Source organism: Paenibacillus sp. GQ49 (assembly GCF_059759055.1).
Genome location: NZ_JCAXEL010000001.1, coordinates 641,060 through 662,636, shown reverse-complemented (window position 1 = coordinate 662,636; position 21,577 = coordinate 641,060). Strand labels below are relative to the sequence as shown.

The 21,577-nt window shown below is 47.9% G+C and carries 18 protein-coding genes; 11 read left to right on the top strand and 7 right to left on the bottom strand.

From position 1 onward, the window contains the following. Nucleotides 1–82: 82 nt before the first annotated feature. Nucleotides 83–1,801, bottom strand: a complete 1,719-nt coding sequence (locus AC6CIF_RS03050) for a methyl-accepting chemotaxis protein (RefSeq protein WP_498197818.1) — start codon at nt 1,799–1,801, stop codon at nt 83–85. A gap of 295 nt (nt 1,802–2,096) precedes the next feature. On the opposite strand from AC6CIF_RS03050, the gene AC6CIF_RS03045 reads away from it, so the two are divergent. The 8 genes from AC6CIF_RS03045 (at nt 2,097) to AC6CIF_RS03010 (ending at nt 12,094) form a co-directional block, all read left to right on the top strand. Then, the gene (locus AC6CIF_RS03045) at nt 2,097–2,783 is read left to right on the top strand and encodes an HAD family hydrolase (RefSeq protein WP_047844222.1); all 687 of its coding nucleotides are present in this window, start codon (nt 2,097–2,099) and stop codon (nt 2,781–2,783) included. Nucleotides 2,784–2,985: 202 nt separating this feature from the next. Next, a complete protein-coding gene (locus tag AC6CIF_RS03040; protein WP_076209116.1) occupies nt 2,986–3,876 on the top strand; it encodes a carbohydrate ABC transporter permease in 891 nt (296 codons plus the stop codon). Between the two features lie 22 nt (nt 3,877–3,898). Beyond that, entirely contained in the window at nt 3,899–4,768 is an 870-nt protein-coding gene (locus AC6CIF_RS03035; protein ID WP_498198197.1) for a carbohydrate ABC transporter permease, read from the top strand. 104 nt (nt 4,769–4,872) lie between these two features. Then, a complete protein-coding gene (locus tag AC6CIF_RS03030) occupies nt 4,873–6,624 on the top strand; it encodes a sensor histidine kinase (protein ID WP_498197815.1) in 1,752 nt (583 codons plus the stop codon). An 11-nt stretch (nt 6,625–6,635) separates the two neighbouring features. After that, nucleotides 6,636–8,240, top strand: coding sequence for a helix-turn-helix domain-containing protein (locus tag AC6CIF_RS03025; RefSeq protein ID WP_498197813.1), 1,605 nt, complete (start codon nt 6,636–6,638; stop codon nt 8,238–8,240). Between the two features lie 133 nt (nt 8,241–8,373). Beyond that, nucleotides 8,374–9,771, top strand: coding sequence for an ABC transporter substrate-binding protein (locus tag AC6CIF_RS03020; RefSeq protein ID WP_498197811.1), 1,398 nt, complete (start codon nt 8,374–8,376; stop codon nt 9,769–9,771). 68 nt (nt 9,772–9,839) lie between these two features. Continuing rightward, a complete protein-coding gene (locus AC6CIF_RS03015; protein WP_498197809.1) occupies nt 9,840–10,175 on the top strand; it encodes a cupin domain-containing protein in 336 nt (111 codons plus the stop codon). After that, nucleotides 10,172–12,094 carry an alginate lyase family protein gene (locus tag AC6CIF_RS03010; protein WP_498197808.1) on the top strand — a complete coding sequence of 641 codons (1,923 nt, stop codon included), beginning with the start codon at nt 10,172–10,174 and terminating at the stop codon, nt 12,092–12,094. The genes AC6CIF_RS03015 and AC6CIF_RS03010 overlap by 4 nt, the downstream gene beginning before the upstream one ends. A gap of 66 nt (nt 12,095–12,160) precedes the next feature. Here AC6CIF_RS03010 and AC6CIF_RS03005 read toward each other — a convergent pair whose 3' ends face one another. From AC6CIF_RS03005 to AC6CIF_RS02985, 5 genes are read right to left on the bottom strand one after another with little or no spacing between them, the layout of a single operon-like run. Further along, complete coding sequence (locus AC6CIF_RS03005) at nt 12,161–13,339, bottom strand: YheC/YheD family endospore coat-associated protein (protein ID WP_498197806.1); 1,179 nt, start codon at nt 13,337–13,339, stop codon at nt 12,161–12,163. Between the two features lie 35 nt (nt 13,340–13,374). Then, nucleotides 13,375–14,481, bottom strand: a complete 1,107-nt coding sequence (locus tag AC6CIF_RS03000; protein WP_091032561.1) for a YheC/YheD family endospore coat-associated protein — start codon at nt 14,479–14,481, stop codon at nt 13,375–13,377. Beyond that, nucleotides 14,481–15,854 (bottom strand): YheC/YheD family endospore coat-associated protein, encoded by a 1,374-nt coding sequence (locus tag AC6CIF_RS02995; RefSeq protein WP_338593327.1) that lies wholly within the window; start codon nt 15,852–15,854, stop codon nt 14,481–14,483. The genes AC6CIF_RS03000 and AC6CIF_RS02995 overlap by 1 nt, the downstream gene beginning before the upstream one ends. Nucleotides 15,855–15,914: 60 nt before the next feature. Next, a complete protein-coding gene (locus AC6CIF_RS02990; protein WP_498197803.1) occupies nt 15,915–17,105 on the bottom strand; it encodes a YheC/YheD family endospore coat-associated protein in 1,191 nt (396 codons plus the stop codon). A 50-nt stretch (nt 17,106–17,155) separates the two neighbouring features. Further along, nucleotides 17,156–18,523 (bottom strand): YheC/YheD family endospore coat-associated protein, encoded by a 1,368-nt coding sequence (locus tag AC6CIF_RS02985; RefSeq protein WP_498197801.1) that lies wholly within the window; start codon nt 18,521–18,523, stop codon nt 17,156–17,158. A gap of 237 nt (nt 18,524–18,760) precedes the next feature. On the opposite strand from AC6CIF_RS02985, the gene AC6CIF_RS02980 reads away from it, so the two are divergent. The 3 genes from AC6CIF_RS02980 (at nt 18,761) to AC6CIF_RS02970 (ending at nt 21,053) form a co-directional block, all read left to right on the top strand. Next, a complete protein-coding gene (locus AC6CIF_RS02980; RefSeq protein WP_036609862.1) occupies nt 18,761–19,108 on the top strand; it encodes a YlbF/YmcA family competence regulator in 348 nt (115 codons plus the stop codon). Between the two features lie 113 nt (nt 19,109–19,221). Then, nucleotides 19,222–19,506, top strand: a complete 285-nt coding sequence (locus tag AC6CIF_RS02975) for a hypothetical protein (protein ID WP_498198195.1) — start codon at nt 19,222–19,224, stop codon at nt 19,504–19,506. 212 nt (nt 19,507–19,718) lie between these two features. Continuing rightward, nucleotides 19,719–21,053 carry a DRTGG domain-containing protein gene (locus tag AC6CIF_RS02970; protein WP_036609860.1) on the top strand — a complete coding sequence of 445 codons (1,335 nt, stop codon included), beginning with the start codon at nt 19,719–19,721 and terminating at the stop codon, nt 21,051–21,053. Nucleotides 21,054–21,198: 145 nt separating this feature from the next. Here AC6CIF_RS02970 and AC6CIF_RS02965 read toward each other — a convergent pair whose 3' ends face one another. Then, nucleotides 21,199–21,540 (bottom strand): YtpI family protein, encoded by a 342-nt coding sequence (locus tag AC6CIF_RS02965; protein WP_498197799.1) that lies wholly within the window; start codon nt 21,538–21,540, stop codon nt 21,199–21,201. Nucleotides 21,541–21,577 lie beyond the last annotated feature (37 nt).

Genomic DNA, 21,577 nt, shown 5'->3' with positions numbered 1-21,577 from the left:
GAGTCTGTCTGCGATGCTTCTTTCCTTTGATATATGCTCATGATACAGCTATTTAGATACTCGATCAGTAGGTTGAGTCGGATTATGCAAGTTTAAAGCGTTTAACCAGTTGATCAAGCGCGTCGGACATTTCATTCAACTGCTTGGACGTGTCAGACATTTCCTGCAGAGAAGCAAGTTGTTCCTCCGTCATTGCAGATACTTCTTCCGTGGCTGATGCAGTATCTTCCACAACAGCCGATACTTCATTGATGGACTTCATCACAGCCTCACTACCGGAAGTTAACTCCTCGACAACAGCAGATACCTCCAGAACTTCACCACTGAGGTTATGAATATGCTGAGTAATGGTTGAAAAAGCATTACCTGCATCCTCAATGGTTCGTAACCCTTCATTCACATGTAGAGTGCTCTCATCAACCACCTGCACCGTACTTTGAACACCTGCTACCACGGTTTCCAATATACTTGTAATCTCTTTGGCTGATGTTGCACTTTGGTCTGCAAGATTACGAATTTCCGCGGCAACGACAGCGAAGCCGCGTCCATTTTCCCCAGCGCGGGCAGCTTCAATTCCGGCGTTAAGTGCAAGCAGATTGGTTTGTCTCGCAATACCCGACATTGAATCTGCAATGTTGATCACTTGATCAGACATCTTCGAAATTTCATTAATGGCTTCCTGTACAGAGAGGAAGGATTGTTCAATGGAACTCATTTTACCTACAGCATTGTCAATGCGCTGTTGCCCATCCACGGCAATGGATTCGGTACGAACTGCACGGCCTGCCACGTCACTTGCCGAGGAGGCAACACGATTAAGCCCGTTGAGGGATTGCTGCATCGCAGCCACCATGGTTTGCGTAAGAGCAACCTGTTCATCAGCGCCTTCAGCGACACGTTCCATGGCAGTGGCAACTTCTTTTCCTGCAAGATGGCTATCGGCAACCCCTTTATCCAATCGATCCGAAGCTGTGCTCAGAATCATGGCATTGCTCTGAACGTCCAGCATCATTTGCTGCAAACCAGTGAGCATTGTATTGGCTGCCTCCGCGAGTTCACGAGTTTCGTCTTTCATTGGCGTAGCGATTCTCAGTGTCAGGTCACCATTGGAAGAACCGATGTCATTTAATGCCTGCTTTACGGTACGAATGTTTCTAACAATGGCACGTGACAGGACCAAAGCAGTGATGAACGAGATAATGGCCACAACGATAAGTGCCCCATACAGTTCCAAGTTCAGTAGTGTGTTTTTTTGCTTCAGTGCTTCTGTACGGTTATCGGTTAACGTATGCTCGTTGGTTCGAAACGTATCGAGAGCAGTGCGAATCTGGTCCATGTCTCTTTTACCTGGATCATCTGCGAAAAAATCTCGAATGGCCTGCGTATTATTGGCTTGGCGAAGGGCGACCACAGGTTCAGCAGCGACCTGGACCCAGTTCTCCATAGTAGTATGTATGTCTTCCAAAAGTGCAAGTTGAGCCGGATTATCCGAAATTAAAGCCGCAAGTTCATCTCTGAGTGTAATAAGTTGCTCTTTTCCCTGGGTGTAAGGATCGAGGTAATTGTCCTGACCCGTGATGATGTAACCGCGTTGACCTGTTTCCATATCTACCATGTTTCTTTCGAGTTCATAGGTGAGGGCATGTACCCTCATATCGTGATCGACCAGAAAATCCAGTTCCCGTTGGAGCTGACTTGTGCTGTTCTGAATCAGCAGGATGCAACCAGCCAGTACAGCCAGTACAAGTAAATATCCTAATCCGATCTTATAAAAAATCTTAAAGGTCTTTCGCTTTTTCATGTTTGTTATTCCTCTCTATGGGGTATATGTAGTTGTCGAAAAAACCGGAAATGTGATAATTGTAGGTCTTTAGATTAGGTGTCTAAAGCACTATTTTTTTAGTATTATACGTAAAGAAACTTCTTTTGTATATAGTTTGTTGAACTACAATATAATGTTTGGTTGATGTTGTATAAGGTTGGGGTTGATGATCTTTTACATTCGTTGGTTTACACGTTCAAACGTTATGTTTATCATGGGAAGGGAACGATTCCAATTACATATACAATATCCCAATCCGAAAGGAACATTGGACATGAATAAAGAGAAGGTTTTGCTCAAACCGGAAGCGATGATTTTTGACATGGATGGTACGCTGTTCCAGACAGAGACCCTGTTGTTGCCAGCTTACCAGCAACTATTTGATACATTGCGTGCCGAAGGGCACTTTGAAGGAGAAACTCCACCCGAGGAACGGATGCTGGGAAGTTTGGGCATGTTGCTCGAAGATATATGGAAAGTGGTTATGCCTGAGGCATCGGAAGCGGCACATCGCCGGGCAGACGAACTGTTGCTTCAACTGGAGATTGAGGGGCTTGATCAAGGAAGTTCTCAATTGTATCCGGGTGTGAAAGAAACGCTGCAAGCCTTAAAACAACAAGGAGTGCGTCTTTTTGTCGCAAGTAACGGGCTGGAGGACTATGTGAAGGGTGTGGCGTTTGCACACGAGATCATGCCTTTCTTTGAAGGGGTATACAGTGCAGGCCAGTACAAGACTCCTTCCAAAATTAATCTGGTGCAGATCCTGCTTGAGAAACATCGTATTCAGGACGCATGGATGGTAGGGGATCGCTCTTCTGACGTGGAAGCTGGTAAAATGAACGGTCAGGCGGTCATCGGCTGTGCTTATGCCGGGTTCGGTCGTGATGAGGAGCTTGCGGGCTCAGATGTTCTTATCTCTGATTTTACAGAACTGCTGCGTCTGTATGATGAAGCAGAGTAGCCTCTACGCTGCATACGTATACTGAGATTTAAGATTATGAACCACATGATATGAACCTGTATTCAACGAAATCCGTTGAACACAGGTTTTTTTGTTTGGTCATGCAGTCACATTCTCCCCTGTAGAAAGTTGATTTCCCTATCCCGCTTTTCTCCATATTCCCTCTATACTTCATTCAAAAGCTATAGGGGGTCCGATTCTGGTGAAACCATCCAAAATACATGCCTATATGTTCATCTTTCCAAGTCTTTTTCTAACTCTTGTATTTGGGATCTATCCGCTGTTATGGGCGCTGCGTTACATGTTCTATGATTATCAAGGCATTGGGACGCCTGTCTTTATCGGGCTTGATAATTTTGGACGCATTTTGCGTGACGGGCAATTCTGGGATTCTGTAGGCAACACGGGTGTGTATGCCCTGGGCAAACTCGTTGTTACAATTCCACTGTCGTTAACTTTGGCGATTATTCTGAATCGCAAATGGAGAGGGCGATCCCTCTTTAGGGCGATCTATTATCTTCCCACTATTTTTAGCGCTTCGGTCATGGCGATTGTATTTTTTATTATTTTCAACTCCTATAACGGAATATTGAACCAATTGCTGCTTAAGTATCATGTGATCTCCGAATCCATTAGCTGGCTGGGGGCTGAACATGCCATGCTAACAACCATCATCATCGCCATCTGGGGGGCTGTGGGCAACTATATGTTGTTGTTCATTGCGGGTCTTCAGAGCATTCCTGAAGAGCTTTATGAGGCGGCATCGCTGGATGGAGCGAGTGAGTTTCAGAAACTGCGTAATGTAACGATTCCGTTGCTGGGTCCTGTCTTGCAGATGATCATCATGCTGGCAATTACTACGGCGCTGAAAGGTTACGAGAGTATTATGGTGCTGACCGAAGGGGGGCCGTATGGCAAAACAGAGGTGATGTATCTGTATTTGTTCAAACTGTTGTTTCCCGTGTCGGCTGACACCCAATCACTCCAGCAGCTCGGTTATGGCAGCGCGGTCGGTTTCACAACGGCTCTCATCGTAGGGGCTGTGACGCTCATTTACTTCCGTATATCCAAAAAGCTCAATGATGTCTATTAATCCCATTCAGGAGGAAACGATGATGACTCAAAACGTGCTTGCGCCCTCAGGGTCTCCCCAACTCATTCGCTGGACCAAACGAACGGTACTTTGGTTGTTTTTGATCACAATCGCTCTGCTGTCGCTGTTCCCCATCATACTTGTATTGCTCGGTTCCTTCAAAACAAACCAGGAATTGACCGGAGGAGCTACCATCTGGCCGAAGATTTGGCAGTTCTCCAACTATGCTCAGGCTTGGAAAACCGCCAATTTTTCGGGTTTTACGATGAACAGCGTGTTTGTTAGCATCAGTACAACAGTTGGCACTTTGCTGGTAGCTTCGATGTCAGCCTACGCTGTGGATCGAGTGAATTTCAAAGGGAAAAAGGGATACACCCTGCTCATGGCATCTACTCTCTTTATTTCCATAGGCGCAGTTGTGCTGCGTCCGCAATTTGACCTCATGGTCAAGCTGGGGCTGAATACCACGTTGTGGGGCGTTATTATTATACTGATCAGCGCACACGCTGCCACATACTTTATTCTGATTGGTTTCTTCAAGAGCATTCCACGCGAACTGGATGAAGCGGCGATGATTGATGGCTGTAATTTCTTCACCACATACTGGCGCATTATTCTTCCGCTCCTGCGGCCCGGACTCGCCGTTGCAGGTCTGGGTGTATTCCAGAGTTCTTGGAATGAATATATTCTTCCTTTTGTGTTCACCATGAGCAATCCGGACTTGCAGACTTTGCCGGTTGGGCTGGCTAATCTGCGATATGGCATCGGAGCTGCGGCTGAGGTCCAACTGATGATGGCCGGAGCCTGTCTGTCCATTTTGCCGCTGCTCATCGTTTATATTTTTGCCAACAAATCATTCATGCAGGTGACCTTGGGAGCTGTGAAAGGATAGGCGTGAGCACAATCATGGAAACGGTTTTACGGGTAATTCCACTGTGCTATACTCATTTTAATTCACAGCGGACGGGCCAAGCCGTGTTCAAGGAGCGAGCGCCGATGATATTCGACTTTTATAAAATGTCCCTGAAAAAAAGAATACAGCTGCTGTACATTTTTCTCGTGGTCTTGTGCATCAGTGTGACCGGTATATGCTCTTATCTCTTTGCTGCACGAAGCATTGAGCAGAATGCACTTGAACTGAAACAAAGCATTCTGAACAAATCCGTGCAGGTTATGGATGAACATCTAAGGCACATTGTTGTATCCTCTTTTTCTTTTATGCTCAATGAAACGTTCACCCAGGTCATGAAGGACGTGGGAAAAAATAACACATCTCATTATTATCAGAATCTCTCGCTGCTGCAAACATCGTTTGCTCAATTGAAGCTCGTAGAGCCGCTGATTGATACCGCATATCTGACAACACCCATCGGTGATTTTTTCTCGACCAAAGATTTTCCGAATCGCAATAATTCGTTCAACAGGGAATACGGACGCTACGTGAAGCTCCAAGGCTGGAATACGATGTGGTTTGGTTCACATCAGAGTGAGTTGTTTCAATCCCAAGGAAATGTGTTATCTCTGTTGCTCAAACCCATTGTGATCGATAATCATACCTATTCGAATGTATATATGGTCGTCAATATGAAGGAAGAGGCGATGCGGGACATTCTGACGCAGGATCTCATGAATAACCAGATTCAACTGTTTTTGCTGCACAAAAACGGAAATGAAGTCATTCGGCCCAGGTCCCGAAATGACGATTTCATTATGGAGCCTGACTTTACCCAACAGTTTAGCCGTGACGATGCTGGAGATTTTACCTACAGGAACGAGCAGGGGGAGGACATGCTTGTTAACTATTCGGCATTGTCGATGAACGAGGATTGGGTCATGGTAAGTGTGCAGTCCAAGGCTGACTTGTTGTCCCCCCTCCAAAAGATACGCTGGCTGATCATCCTGATTATGTTGTTTTGCATTTTACTCGCACTCGGGTTGTCCAGGCTAGTGGCCTCCGCTCTGCTGAAGCCGCTGAACAAACTGCGACGTCTGATGGTTGAGGTGGAGTCCAATGATCTGGATGTACGGTTTCGCAGCAAGTATGACGATGAAGTCAGCGCTGTAGGGCATCGTTTCAATCGGATGTTGGACCAGATTCAGATTCTGTTTGAAGAAGTACGGACAACGGAGCAAGACAAACGGCGGTTTGAGGTCAAGGCGCTTCAGGCGCAGGTTGATCCTCATTTCCTCTACAATACGCTGAATACGATGTTCTGGAAAAGTGAGAGCGGAGAGAAGAAGGATGTAAGTGAGATGATCGTCTCCTTATCCTTATTATTCCGTCTGGGACTGAATGATGGGAAAGACATCACCAGTGTGGAGCAGGAGATCAAACATGTCGAACAATACATGCAGCTTCAGCAAAAATGTTATGAGGATCTGTTCGTTTATCGAATTGAGGTGGGGGACCCCTCTTGTTACGCTGTTGATATTTTAAAAATATTGCTTCAGCCCTTGGTCGAGAATTCCATCCTGCATGGATTCAATGACAAAGAAGATTTGGGCGTTATCCTGATCCGCATTGATCGTCAGGGTGACACACTACGGCTGGAGGTGGCTGACAATGGATGTGGGATGGATGTAGCCAGCATCTATGCTGAGGATGCTCCTGACGGGGGACGCAAAGGTTATGCCCTATCCAATCTCCAGGGCAGACTAAGCCTGCACTACGGGGATGTGGCCTCGATTGTGTTTCATAGCAGTACAGATGTGGGAACAACGGTTGTTATCACGATTCCGATCACCTGAGGAGGGGCAGTATGGGCCAATTGACGATGTGTGTTATGGATGATATCCAGGCAGTTGTAAAGGGCATATCTTCAACTATTCCGTGGGAAGATCATCAGGTTCGGATTGTAGGCACGGCGGGCAATGGAGAGCGCGGTTGGTCCTTGTTGCTGGAGCAGCAACCCGACATCGTGATTAGTGATATCAGGATGCCCAAGCTGAGCGGACTGGAGCTAATGAAGCGGGCATTGGATGCCGGACTGCGAGCCAAATTTATTTTCATCAGTGGTTATTCGGATTTTCAATATGCACAGGAGGCCATCAAGCTGGGGGCATCGGATTATTTGCTCAAACCGTTTACCCCTGAAGAAATACTCGGTGCGGTGTTGAAGGTAAGACAGGTGATTAAGGAAGAGCAGGCACAGTGCAAACAGTTGGAACAGTTGGAGCAGAAGGTGGAGAGTAGCAGCCAGTACGAGCGTCACAGCTATCTACTGGGCTTGTTGCGTCATGAAATCGGGGGTTTCCTGAATGAAAGTCGCTGGAATGAGCTGCATATTGATCTCGATTCCTCCAATCTTCTCGTGATGGTTATCGAGGTGGATGGTTATACGCGATATGGATACACGATGCATTTGGATGCCGAAATCGTTCCTTTTGCGGTCCAAAATATTGTGGGAGAAACCTTGAACCGCTATACCAAGGGCGTTGTTTTACGGGAAAACCGATTCCGGCTTGCCGCCATATTCAACACACCAAGTCAGATCGACGTCTCCGAGCTACTGGAGCAATGCCGCCAAAATGTGGAGCGATTCAGCAAAAAAACAGTCTCGATTGGTGTGGGTACGATTGCCCGCAGACCACAGGAAATCTGGACGTCCTACGCACATGCAGATCAGGCGATATCCTATCGTTTTTACAGTGAAGGAAACTGCATCCTCCAGTATGCTGAACTGGAGAATCAGGCCTGTGTGGCCCCGGTATATCCTTTGGAGAAGGAAAAAGAGCTTTTTTACGCACTGAAATGTGGTAATGAGAGCACCTGTCACCGCATCATTGATGAAATTCTCGAAGAATGGCAGGTTTCCGAAGGTTTTCCCGAGCCGCTCACGATGATTCGTTTGCTGTCTGGACTGGCTTTTGCCATCTACCGTGCCTTTTGTGATGAGATTACAGCAGAGGAACGCTTGCGTCTGGAGGCCGACCTGACAGTACTTGAGGCGATGCGCTCCTTGACGTTTGAGGGCTGGAGGGGATATATCAAGCATTTTAGCAGTATGGGTTGCGAGATTATGGACAAAAAACGACTCACCGATGTCAAACAGGCGATTAGCAAAGCACAGGAATATATCAGTCTGAATCTTGCAGAAAATCTGACGCTGCATGCCTGTGCCCAATCTGTGCATTTAAGTCCGAGTTACTTTGCCAATGCCTTCAAAAAGGAAACGGGCATAACGCCGATTCAATATATTACTAAGATGAGGATGGAAAAAGCAAAAGAGTTGCTGGTTGCAGGTGTACAGGTGCAAGAGATCTGCCAGAGGCTGGGTTATGAGGACAGGCCTTATTTCAGCGGTTTGTTCAAGAAATATTGCGGCATGACGCCAACCTGCTTCCGGCAAATGTATGAGAATTGAAACCGATACGGATCGTCATTTTTCCCACCATGCAAAGTCAGAATGTCCCTCACCTCCATGAAAGCGTAGCGATTATCATTACGTTAACGGATAACCAAACGGGTTGTCCAGACAAGCATAAGGGGGCATATCAATGGTTAAAAATTGGATGGTGACTACGCTAAGTGCATTGCTGGCGCTAAGTTTGGCAGGTTGTTCTGCTGACAGTGGTACTTCAGCAAATAGCGAATCGGGGACCAACGGGGAGAATGCCGGAGGGAAAACCAAAATCATATATTGGACACCGGACCGCCATGATGCTGATTTTATGAAATCCAAGATCGATGAGTTCAACCAGACGAACAAGGACAACATTGAAGTGGAGATGACCGTGATGGGGGACAACTATCCACAGGCGGTCGATATTGCTTTTGCCAGCAAGCAGGCACCCGATGTGCTGCAAGTTAATGATTTTCAGACGTATTATCAGAAGGGGTATCTCGCCCCGATCGATGGATACATGAGTGATGAGATGAAGGCCGTGTTTAAAGACAGCATGATTGAAAATAAAAACACGATTGATGGAAAAATATATTCCCTCCCCAATACAGGGCAGGTCTGGCGGCTTGTGTATAACAAGGATATTTTCAAAAAGGCAGGGATCGAGAGTCCGCCAAAAACGTTGGCTGAGATGGTTGCAGATGCCAAAAAAATTACCGAAGTTGGTAAAAGTGAAGGCATCTATGGTTTTGCCAGCCCGTTCAAGAGCAGCAGCGGTTTCTGGAGAGCAGCCAATACGATTGCAGGTGCAAGCAATAATGTTGGTATTGATGGTTACAACTACAAGACTGGCCAATTTGATTTTGGGATGTACAAGGATATCGCAATGGCACTTCGTCAGATGAATCAGGATGGCAGCATGCTGCCAGGTGTTGAAAGTCTGGACATCGATCCGCTCAGAGCCCAGTTTGCTCAAGGTAAAATCGGAATGTACATTAACCACTCCGGTGAACCAGGTGTATATAAAGATCAGTTTCCTACAAAAGAAAATTGGGCAGCCGCTCCTGTACCGACTAATGATGGAACGATCAAGGGCGCTTCGCAAGTCATCGGGGGCTCCTACATCGGCATCAATGCAGATTCTGCCAACAAGGAAGCGGCATGGAAGTTTATGGAGTATGTGTACAGCACAGATCTTCAGAGTGAGTATTACGAAAAAGGATATGGGATTTCACTGATTCCTGCTGTACTAAGCTCTGGTAAAAAACCAAGCATTCCGGGCATTGAAGGTTTCCTGCCCAAACGTTATGATGCCATTTTCCCGGCAAATCCAAGTGTGGTGACCGAGAGTTCACTGGAAGGAAATAAATGGAGCGATGCATTCTCCATCTATGTATTCACGGGTGGTGATCTCGATAGTGTAATCAAGGATCTGGATACGAGATACAATGCAGCTCTGGAGAAAACCAAAGCAGCAGGGCTGACCAATATAACTGCTGATCCATCGTTTGATTCTTCCAAGCTTCAGGGCAAATTTTCCACAGAAGACTAATAAACGTTCATAGCGGCCGTGGTTTAACTACTTCGGTCGCTTACTCACAAGGAAAGGGGAAAAGCAAAATGATTATTAATCATGCGTCTATCGATGCACATATCATTAACGAAACGAGTTCCCGCAAGATCTTGGGCATGGGCGGTACATTAATGATGGTGGAGGTTACCTTTGCTAAAGGGGGTATTGGAGAAGTTCACTCCCATGATGCGCACGAGCAGGTCAGCTATATCGTCAAAGGCAGCTTTGAGGTACAGGTCGGTGAAGAAACTTGCATCTTAAAAGCAGGGGACAGCTTTTATGCCGGTTTTAACGCCCCGCATGGGGTCAAGGCACTGGAGGACTCCGTCATTCTGGATGTGTTTACCCCATTCCGTCAGGATTTCCTCGAGGCGTCCCAATGAGCGATTTTTACCTTTCGGCAACGGATCTGCAACGGGCTGCCCAATATTATGAAAAACATTTTCCAGAAGAAGCCCGAAATTCGCTCACGATTGCCAATCGTGCCATCCTGAATGAATTTATCGTTCCTTATACCAACGATCTGAATCGCTGGATTCCGATGGGGACACCTGTGGACTGGCTTCACAACCCGACCAATGATCTGGAGTTCACATGGGGCATCAATCGACACTGGCATATGCTCGATCTGGGAAAGGCGTATCTGATGAAGGGCAATCCACTATATGTGACAGCTTTCATTGACCACTTCCGTAGCTGGAGACAGCAGAATCCGGTACCTGTAAATCTGGTTTACGACGAGGCCGTGTTCTTTCAAAAACCCGGTCCGTGGCGCCTGCTGGAGACGGGACTACGTGTGCAGTCCTGGATATCGGCATATAAATATATGGAAGCGAGTTCACTGATAGACGAAGGCTTTCAGGCGGAGTTTCGACAAGGTCTGGACGAGCACGCCGAGTTTTTGACCCGTTACCTTGGCAGCACGGAAATCAATCATGCCATTATGCATATGCAAGGTTTGTTCATGATTGCCACGTTCTACCACCAGCACCCCCGAAGTCCACACTGGCGTCAAGTGGCGATGGAACGTCTTGAGCTGTGTTTGCTGCATCAGTTGGGTGAAGAAGGGATACAGATTGAACTGACAACACATTACCACAATGCCAGCATCGAGATGTTTGGCACCCCTTATCGGTTGGGCGAGATATCAGGACATCCTTTCTCGGCATGGTATGCCCGCTGTCTGCGCCAAATGGCTGCATTCACCGAGGCGCTGATTCGACCAGATCATCAGTCTACCGGTATTGGTGATTCGGATTGGGTTGGTGATGGACGACAACGACTGACCCTGCTTGGAGCGATTCTGGACGATGATGATTTGATGGCTCGCGGAACAGATAGCTCGGAGTGTCTCTGGTTGCTGGGTGTGGAGAAATATGAGCGATGCCTCAGACTACAGGCTTCTTCTTCTCCGGCGTTGTCGAGCCGGGTTTTTCCGCAGACAGGATATTATGTTATGAGGGACAAGTATCAATATCTTTTTTTTGATGCGGCTGCCATGGGCGGAGCACACGGACATGCGGATGCGCTGAATGTGGAGTGGATGTGGAAGAACCAGCTTTTCTTCACGGACACCGGACGTTATACGTATGAAGAAGGGAAATGGCGGCGGTATTTCAAAAGTACGCGGGCGCACAATACCGTCACGGTGGATGGTCTGGATCAGACACCTTATCTCTCCACACAGCAATGGGGTGAACCGGAGGCTCAGGCCACAACGCTACGTTGGGAGAGCAATGACAGCTATCACTTCATTGATGCTTCACAGGATGGATATACACATTTGCCAGATCCAGTTACACATCGTCGGTGGATGCTGGCAGGGGTGGAGATCCCTATACTACTAATTGTGGATTGGCTGGAAGCAGAAGCAGAGCATACTCTGGAGCAACGTTTTCACTTGCATCCGCAAGCGGATATTGCGTTGAGAATGAATGAAGCTGGAGAAATGACGGCGGATATGAGCTATGAGGCAAATTCCATAACGCTGACGATGCAATGGGTTACGGCAGGCATCGGGAAGGGAGCCTTCGCGTTGACGGAGCAGCCCGGCTGGGTATCTGAGGTGTATGGTTCCAAGTCGGAAACATCGGTCATTCAGGGCAAGACTGATTTCTCTGGTAAAGTGGGTATTCTGACGTTGTGCCTGCCTGCGGATCATATTGACCAGGTTACACGTGTTACCACATGTCAACTAGAACCTGACCTGATGAGATTGACATTATCTTATGTGCAAGGTGAGGAAAAAGGGTATATTGTGATTGACAACGACACGCTGCAATGGACGAAAGAACAGAAATAAAAAACAGTGAAGCAGGAGCAGATGCTCGCACTTGGCGAACATACACTCCTGCTTTGTCTTATCCATTCACTTGACTTTCCTTTTTCTTTTTACTTTGGCGTTTTTTTGCGAAACGGGCTTGGGAATGGCTGGCTTTCTGGACGTTCCGGGAGGTCTGTTGCGATATACATATAAGGCATACTCCAGCGGTTGAGTGATGGCTTTATAATAGATATCCCGCTCCCCGATGCGAGCGAATACTTCACGCGCAGGTTTGGGATTAACTTCAAGCAGGTAGATACGTCCGCTTCGGTCAATCGCCAAATCCAGTGCCAGCTCACAAAGGTCCCCATACGTATCTTCCAGAAACGAAGCAACATCAATGCCAAACGTTTCTGCAGTTGTGTTAATTTCTGCCCGGAGGTCGTCATCTTCGATCCATTGCTTCATGAGTCGGTTCATCGCTATTGCCTGACCGCCGCCATGCAGATTGGAGGTCACGCTTTTTTCTGCACCCATGCGTCCAGCACATCCAGTAAGCTCCCATTGTCCTTCACCGTTCTTCTGAACGAGCATGCGATAATCATGCACACGTCCATTCGGAAGCTGAAGTTGAATGCCCTTTTGTACAAGATACTTGTCTTTCATGTTCCAGTGCTGGAGCAACGCGCCAAGTCGTGATAAATGAACTTTACGTGGAGTGATGATACGACGCTTCTGATCCCGCCCCTGAACAAGCACTGTATTAGCCTCGCTACTGCTGCGTTCAATGCGCAGAATACCACGTCCGCCTGTTCCATTAATGGGTTTGAGATAGACCAGAGAAGAAACTTTGAGCATCCGGTTTACATCGGACATATCCTGAAATAGAGCGGTTTCCGGCAGGTGTTCACGAAAGTTGGCTTTTTGTAAAAGGGTCTGATGGATGGTCCATTTATTGCGCAGTGGCCTGTTCAGAAAGAGCAGATGCCCATATTTCTCACGAAAAGCAAGCAATTGCTGGAACCTTCGATTACGCTGAATCCGGCAGCGATCAAAGATCAGGTCCGGGAATGATCGCCACTCCCTGGACCAGCCTTTTCCCTCATGAAAAACCATGGCTTCAATTTGTTTGCCGCCGGGGTGTACGTCGGCTGGTGTGAATACATAGATATCGAGTCCCCGCTTGCGCCCTTCAAGAATCATTCTGCGATAGACGCTTCGTTCTTCAAGAGCGCGATGTTCATTTAAGTACAACGTCATAATGCCCAGAACAGGTGAGGACACAAACAATCACCTTCTTTTTGCAGTATTCCTGTCTATCATCGTTTGGACTGACGGGCAAGATAAGCGCTGTAGTGAAATATACGTTCCAATGACCGCCGTCTGATCTGTGGTTCATCAAACTTCATGGGCTTTGCATTGGCTTCGAAAAACCAGAGTTCCCCCAGGTCATCAATGCCCAGATCCATGGACATTTCTCCGAGCGTGTAACCTGATCCCCGTTCTACCTGTCTTGCGATCATTAATGAAGTGGATTTCACACGTTTCATCAGGGTTGTTGACATTTCTTCGCCAAAAAGCTCAGTCAGCAGCTTCTCAGGGTCTTCTACGCTCCCGCCGCGTGGTACATGAGTTGTAATGCTGCGGGAGCCAGCAAGTCTCGCTCCTACACCGGTTACGCTCCATTGGCCCTTGGTATTCTTTTGTACAAGAACACGCAAATCGAAGGGGCGTTTACGAGAGGATGCCAATTCAATGCCTTGTTGCATGATATAGGGCGTATGTCCGGTTTCTTTGCGAATTCGTGCCCATAACTTGGAAAGTGTAGCTGCTTTATATGTCGTGCTTTTACGTGTGGTTTGTATTTTGAGTCGGTAGGGAAGCCGTTCTTTTTCCTGGAATTTAAGCATCATGATTCCTTTGCCAGCTTTGCCGCTCTCGGGCTTAAGGTATAGATAGGGATACGCCCGTAAAACGGCACCCAGAGAAGAAGCACTTCGCATCCGCCGAGTATAAGGGATCAGTTGCTGAGTCGATTTGGACTTCTTAAGCCATTCGAACAGATCCCATTTGTTAAAAAAGAATGGGTTATACAGTTCGATTCCGGATTGCATGCATTCGTCAATCTTGCGCTGAACGGAAGGTTTTCCTTCGTCTTCCCTGTTGGGAATACGATTGTACAGAACATGGGGAAGGGGGAAAGGTTGTGAAACCCACTTTCCACTCCCCTTGTTGTACGTATATCCTTTCACGGTGGGACCACTCACGTTCAGATCCCGCACAGTCACAATGTACACCACGTATCCCATGCTCTCGCCTGTCTGTAAGATATCCTGAAAATTTTGATGATTTCCCCTGAACATTCGCTGTTTATCATGCATGGTCAAAACAGCAATGACAGGTTTGAAATCATCATGAAGGCTCATCAAATTTCTTCCTTCTTCCGGAACTTGCTCAAATACAGGCAGTGTTCCAAGATGTGCTCCACCGACGATTTGCCCTCCACCCGGAGTGAAGGGTGACGGAAAATGGAGCGCCCGGGTTTGGCGTTCGCTTCGAACATCCATACATGTTCCTCCTGATCAATGCCCAGATCAAAGCCAATCTCACCAATCAGATGCTGGTGCTGGGTTTCAATCGCCTGGGCCAGTGTAATAGCGACGGATTTGGCCTGCTGAAGAACTTCTCCCGCACGATCGCCGAAGTTGCGACTGAGCGCCTGCTCAGGAGTCATTAGGGAGCCGCCATTTTTGATGTGTGTTGTGACGCTGCCACGTCCTGCCTTTTTGGCTCCAATCCCGACAACAACCCATTGATTGTTACCATTTTTGTGCATGTGAAAACGAAAATCAATTGGACATTCATCAATCTCAATTAGACGTATTCCCTGCTGAACAACATATCCGCGTAGCTGTTTGCCATGTCTTCCCTGAAGCATGCGCATCAGACTGTTGAAGGACCCAAAACGCAGGAGTGCATTACCGCCTTTTTTGCGATAACGTGCGAAATATCCACGTTTGGGCGAGTAAGTCAGGCGGTAGATCCCGTTCCCCAGACTTCCTGCAGTAGGTTTATAGTAGACGAACTGATGGCGTTCCAACATTTCCTTCATCTGTTCCACCGACGGGTTGGTAATCGATTCAGGGATATACCGTCCTGCTGCCGGTTCGTTCTCCAGCAACGTATAGATATCCGATTTGTTGAAAAAGCTCCAGTTGAAGAACGGAATTTTTCGGCGAACAAATCGTTCCCGCAGCTGGTTGATTGCTGGTGAGAAGTCTGAGCGTCTGCTCGGCAATCGGTTGTAGACAACATCGGGCAGAGGTACCGTTCTGCGGGTAAAGCTTCCGTTTTCATTCAGAAAAAAACCGGATACCGTCTCATTCTGCCAATTGATATCCCGGGGAGTAAAGGCATAAATATAGGATTTTCGGCTGCCTTCACGGAGTAACTGTTTGATGAAACCAGTACGGGAACCGAATGGATTCGTGCTCGTCGCAGGCCCGTCAGAGAGTACGCCGATCAGTGGACCTAACTGGACCTCGTCATTTTGCAAATTCCGGAGATAAATACTGCCCCGTTTCGGAACGTTCATCATATTACGGATACCTGAAGCGAGATACAGATGTTTACCTGCTTTTTTGATTGGTTTGATCGTTGCAGGTACCCGGTCACGCCCGAAGCGAAGGTGCACCGTTTTTTTGCCGGACAGGTTGAGGCTCTTCATTAAAGCGTTGGATACATAAACCACTTTATCCGGTTGCTTGGTGAAATGCAGATTGCAAAAGGTCAAACTCATGATTTATCCTCCTATCCTGAAAAGATCCTTGGGCTCCATGGCAAGCGGGCGCTGCGGGCCTCAGCCGCCGTGAATCGGGATGGGTTTCAGGCCAGCTTTGCTGGATGTATTCGGCAATTTCATTGGACGAATGACGTCCGTGAGAACATGTTGTTGCAACAGATAACGGGCATAGGCAAGCGGCCGCGTATAAGTCAGGGTATGCATGCGTCGGTCGCCCGCTTCTGCAAATGAGGTGCGGCCTGGTTTGGAGTTGACTTCAATTAGCCAGAGTTGGCCCTCTGCATCTGCTCCGAAATCAAGCCCCAATTCGGCTAACCTGCCGAAACGGCTTTCCAGCAGGGTGGGGATAAGAGTAGCAGTCTGCCGGATGCTCTTCAGCAGAGTTTCCGTGCGGATCGTTCCATATCGCTGGAGCAGATATGCGTGGGCAGGATATGCTTTACCCCCACCGTGAAGATTGGACGTGAGTGAACCTTCGGGTCCTTCCCGTACCATACATCCGGTAAGTGTCCAGCGACCTTGCCCATTCTTTTGCATTAGAGCCCGTATGTCGAATGCTCTTCCATGATGGCTAAGCTCCAGATATGGCTGCACGATCATCTTACGCTCAGCCTGATGTAATGCTAGCCAGGAAGATACAGCCTGGGTATGGTTGAATGTAAGAAAAAAGGGCTCATTGTCTTCGTTACGCCCCTCCACGATCCATGTCGATGGGGTCGTTCCCCGAGACAGGCGAAAAGTATTTTTGCCATGAGTCCCGGATACCGGTTTGAAGAACAGTCCTCTGGGCCAACGGTCCAGCCATGTTTCCCAAGGAATATGTGATCCGATCCGGGTTGTGGGAGCAAGTTGTGACCTCAAGTCAGGATTTCGGGACAACACACGATGCACCTCCCATTTTCCTGGAAGGGAAGCAGACCAATAACGATGTTGATCTGTGCCGTTGGTTGGTATCCATTCCTTAAGCTGTTGTCTGACGTACCTGGAGATTGGGCGAAGACAACGATCCATAATGAGATCGACTGCAGGAACAGGTACCGAATTCCACTTCCCTTGATGATAGGCATATCCCCATTGAAGAGGGAGATGGACTGCATCATTTGATATCGGGATCACAATAATCTGAAGGGCGTATCGTATGCTCCCCACACTGAGACGACGGCAGAAAAGTTCATCTGTAAAGGGAGGTGAGCCTTCGGTTGCACGTACCAGAATGGCCAGTGTCTTGGTCTGAGATGATGGAAACATTACGCTGCACCTCTCCTCTATCAGATTTGTTTCCAATAGGAAATAACTTTTCAAAAACCCGCCAGGTACGTAGAATATTCAAGCATGGCTTTGACGGAAGGGCGGATCTTGCTCTCACTCAGTGGTGTATTATCATTCTTGGATGGTTTGGAGTTGACTTCGAGCAGCCATACGCGCCCAGTGGTGTCCAGAGCCAGATCAATACCAAGTTCACCAAAATGGGCAGGGATGGCACTCTCAATCCCTTTAGCGATATCCAGTGCTGCGGTGTGCAATCCTGCATAAGCGGAAGCTTTGGCTGATCCAGACAACTGTGTTTTGGCAACAGCATCCTTGACGGTGCTGAGACTTCCACCCCGTGCCAGATTGGATACGTAGTGACTCCCGCCTGCAATCCGGGCGACGATGGAGGTTACACTCCATTTACCTGTACGGTTCTTTTGCACGAGCGCACGGAAATCCACGGGTCTGCCACTGTTGTCAATGAGAGTCAGCCCTTGTTGGATCTGATAACGCGTTGTTTTCATTTTCCCAGACATACTGGCATACAGTTTATCCAGAGAAGTATACGTTTGTTTCCGGGTGCCCCCGACGCCAGTCGCCAGAGTCAGGAAGCTTCCGTCCGTCTGACGTGAGACCCGGATAATCCCTTTACCCAAAGAACCACGTACGGGCTTCAGAAATACAACCGGATGTCGGTTGCACATCGTCTTGAGCTTGGCGGACGTCTTGAGTAAATGAGACTCGGGAAGAACTCGTTTAAGCGTTGAAATGGACTTGAGTGCGTCAAACACTTCGTTTTTGTCCAGAAACTTTTCATTGAAGGTTTGCGTGCCGTAGAGCGATTTTACTTCTTTCATAAAATGCTGTACGCTAGGTTTGTTCTCAAGCTTGCGGGACGTTAGCCGGTTATTGACGACGTCTGCTACAGGCAGAACAGTCTTTTTCCAGCCGTCATCATACACCCAGCCTTTCATATAACCCGTTACCGCTCCAATATCCTCCGGTGTGAAAAAGGATACATAGGCGCCTCGCTTACGGCAGGCGTTCACCAGTTCTTGACAGAACATCGTGATGGAGCCAAAGGGCCGATCGGGCTGATCGGGATAATCCTGGCTAACCAGTACACTGATGTAGGGTCCAAGGCGAAGCGTACGGCTGGCTGAACGATAGGATACCCTTAGAACCGAACGTGGAACGAGACCGGTCTTGCTGGCAACTGTCTGATTGATGCGCAGCCCGTCATACCTTGGTACCGGAATAACAGTGACTTCGCGGCGGAAAGAGCCAAATTGCAGCTGAAGCGGCCTTCCTGAAGGGATTTTAAGCGCCTTAAGCACCCCTTCGCCCAGCATGATGACGTCGTCCTGCAGGATGCCCGAGCCGGTAACCTGAATCGTTACTTTTTTAGTGGACATCACGGATCTCCTTCCGGGCGGCAACTTGATGTCTGATCTCGAAGTTGAACGGCATCTGAACATGGCATGTGCTTCATCATATGAGGACATATAACCCTTGGTGATTGACCCATATGGATTAAATGCATTTGATTTCGAGGCAGGTTATGGATGGCCTGTTTCAGATCGTCCTTGTTTGACAGCGGAGAAAAGCGTGTATTAACACGGATGAACAAACCAATCTGAGGAGGAATAATAGTGAACATTTATGACAAAGCCAATGATTTGGCCAAAGCACTGAGAGAAAGCAGCGAGGTGGAAGAGATTACTTCCGCGATGAAGCTGATTGAAGCTGATCCGGATGCAAAAGCAATGCTGGATAACTTCCGTGATCAACAAATGGAATTGCAACAACGTATGATGAGCGGGGATATGCCAGCTCCGGATGAGATGGAGAAAATGGAGAAACTGTTTGAAGTACTGAGCTTGAATCTGAACATCCGTCGTTTGTTTGATGCGGAGCGTCGCCTCAGTGTCATCATTGAAGACGTGAATAAAATTATTGCTGATAGCCTGGGTCATCTGTACGGTGGCGCTGAAGCGTAAAAAGGTAGTTCAAAAAGGTTGTCTTGTTTTTTTACCTGAACCTTTCATATTGGCTCCTTATCGTTCATAGACTAGACATATAGAGTCGATCAAGAACGAAGGAGCTGTGAATGGTGAAAAGGTTGAAAAAAGCAAAACATGTAATCTATCTGCTTATTGCGTTGTCGATGCTGGTCATTGCACTGCCGCGGATTTCCTTTGCTGGAGGAATGAACTGGGTTAATATTTTTGGCATCGTATGGGTGCTGTTCTCCTTATTAATCGTTGGTGCACATCTGCATTTTATTCTCGGTGTAGATGAAGAGAAGAAGCGTGCACTGGAAGCCGTTCGCCGGGCGAAGCTGCGGCAGTGGGAGATGAAACTGCTGGACAAGCAGGAGCGGAGCGAGTCTGTATAAGGTACAGAATGAGATCCAACATGGAAGACCGGAATCCCTTGGTACAAAGGGGCCCCGGTCTTTTTTGGTACATACAGAATTAGAGGTTAATGGGATGATTAAATTCAGATGGCGAACTTGCCTGTGAGAATGGGTAGGGGTGGGGTTATTTTCCTAAAGCCGTGTTATAATAGATACAGTATAGTACAGATGCATCTTCGGGGGTGGTACAGTTGGACGGACAGGAAGAGAACGTCACGAAGCATGAACAGTTACTTCAACATATTGAACAACTGAAGGTTGGCAGCAAAATATCAGTACGTGGACTTGCGCGGGAGCTGGGTGTAAGTGAAGGGACAGCATATCGTGCGGTGAAAGAGGCGGAGAACTTCGGGCTGGTCGTGACCAAGGAACGAATTGGAACGGTGCGGATCGAGAAGAGACCTCGGGGCATGTCGGAACAGTTGACCTTTGCTGATGTTGTGACCATTGTTGAGGGCCATGTGCTGGGGGGGAACGAAGGTCTCGCCAAACCGCTGCACAAGTATGTGATTGGTGCGATGAAGGAACAGGCAATGGCCCGTTATATCGACGCTGGGAGTCTGCTGATTGTGGGTAACCGTGAAGATGCTCACTCGCTTGCCCTTGAACAGGGAGCGGGCGTGTTGATTACGGGTGGTTTTGGGACAAGTCGTGAAGTAAGAATTATGGCTGACGAGCTTGGGCTACCGATTATTTCATCCAGACATGATACATTCACGGTGGCTTCAATGATTAACCGTGCGATCTTCGACCGGCTGATTAAGAAAAAAATTATGCTTGTTGAGGATATCATTGGTCAGAAACCTCGCTTGCAGGTATTGAAGGTGACCAGTTCAGCCGCAGATTTTCATATGTTGGTTTCGGAGACGGGTGAACATCGCTTCCCGGTGGTGGATGAATGGAACCGGGTCATCGGGATTGTGAGTCTGAAGGATGTCAGTGAGCTGAAAGAAGATCAAAGTATTGAGAAATGTGTGATACGCCGCCCGATTACGGCCTCGTTGCAGACATCTCTTGCTTCTGCTGCCCAGATTATGACCTGGGAAGGCATCGATTTTCTGCCAATCGTGGATCGGAACCGCAAACTGATTGCGTCCGTCACACGCAAGGAAGTGCTTCAGGCCATGCGGGATGCACAGAAGCAGCCACAACTGGGAGAGACGTTTGATCATCTGATCTGGAACGGGTTTGCCGAGGAGCGCGGTGAACAGAACGAACTGTTATTTCACGGATTCATCATTCCTCAGATGGCAACGGATCTGGGTACGATCTCCGAAGGTGTTCTGTTGAATGTGATGACACAGGCTGGCCGGCGGGCAGCGTGGGATGTTACAGGGAACGACCATGTGGTCGATAATGTAACGACGTATTTTGTTCGACCGGTACAGATTGAGGATCAGATCCTGGTTCGACCGTTAATTCTGGAAACCAGTCGTCGAACGTGCAAAATGGACATTGTGGTTACCCGTGAAGGCAGTGTGGTATGCAAAGCGGTAATGACATTGCAGTCGATTGACCATGCCTAGCAGGGTACGTTGCCTCGGGCATAGACAAAGAGAGTACTTCCTGATCAAGAAGCTCTGCCGGGTTGCGTTGTCGCGCGGTTCTGGCTTCGCTTAATGAAGGGGAAGTACTCTCTTTTTGCAGTCACAACGATTACGCTTCAACAAATCATGCAGATTGTCCGGAGGTTTTACCTGATCCGTTACTGGACCGTTGTCGAAGCCGCGCATAATAACTGCGGTTACGTATTCCGGCAAATACATTATACGCACCCATAATCAGAAATAGCGCTTCCACAATCACGGATAAAGTGGAGCCCGTGAAGACAAACATCAGAATCAGTGCAAGCACAACAAGCATGCCACCCATCCAGATATTTGTCCACGAACGGTACAGACCGGCGCTGGCAGCATCTGAACTTCTGTGTGAACGAATGCTGTTCAACGCTGCAAAAACCATGGCAACAGCAAAGATGGCGATTAGAGCATATTTGAGTACATCAATGAACACAAAGACGCAGCTCCTTTTCTGGAAAGCATTTACTGCC

What these genes read in the sequence shown, in the direction of transcription:
- AC6CIF_RS03050 (WP_498197818.1), bottom strand. Translation starts at nt 1,801, where the DNA reads ATGAAAAAGCGAAAGACCTTTAAGATTTTTTATAAGATCGGATTAGGA.
- AC6CIF_RS03045 (WP_047844222.1), top strand. Translation starts at nt 2,097, where the DNA reads ATGAATAAAGAGAAGGTTTTGCTCAAACCGGAAGCGATGATTTTTGAC.
- AC6CIF_RS03035 (WP_498198197.1), top strand. Translation starts at nt 3,899, where the DNA reads ATGACTCAAAACGTGCTTGCGCCCTCAGGGTCTCCCCAACTCATTCGC.
- AC6CIF_RS03030 (WP_498197815.1), top strand. Translation starts at nt 4,873, where the DNA reads ATGATATTCGACTTTTATAAAATGTCCCTGAAAAAAAGAATACAGCTG.
- AC6CIF_RS03025 (WP_498197813.1), top strand. Translation starts at nt 6,636, where the DNA reads ATGGGCCAATTGACGATGTGTGTTATGGATGATATCCAGGCAGTTGTA.
- AC6CIF_RS03020 (WP_498197811.1), top strand. Translation starts at nt 8,374, where the DNA reads ATGGTTAAAAATTGGATGGTGACTACGCTAAGTGCATTGCTGGCGCTA.
- AC6CIF_RS03015 (WP_498197809.1), top strand. Translation starts at nt 9,840, where the DNA reads ATGATTATTAATCATGCGTCTATCGATGCACATATCATTAACGAAACG.
- AC6CIF_RS03010 (WP_498197808.1), top strand. Translation starts at nt 10,172, where the DNA reads ATGAGCGATTTTTACCTTTCGGCAACGGATCTGCAACGGGCTGCCCAA.
- AC6CIF_RS03000 (WP_091032561.1), bottom strand. Translation starts at nt 14,481, where the DNA reads ATGAGCCTTCATGATGATTTCAAACCTGTCATTGCTGTTTTGACCATG.
- AC6CIF_RS02995 (WP_338593327.1), bottom strand. Translation starts at nt 15,854, where the DNA reads ATGAGTTTGACCTTTTGCAATCTGCATTTCACCAAGCAACCGGATAAA.
- AC6CIF_RS02990 (WP_498197803.1), bottom strand. Translation starts at nt 17,105, where the DNA reads ATGTTTCCATCATCTCAGACCAAGACACTGGCCATTCTGGTACGTGCA.
- AC6CIF_RS02985 (WP_498197801.1), bottom strand. Translation starts at nt 18,523, where the DNA reads ATGTCCACTAAAAAAGTAACGATTCAGGTTACCGGCTCGGGCATCCTG.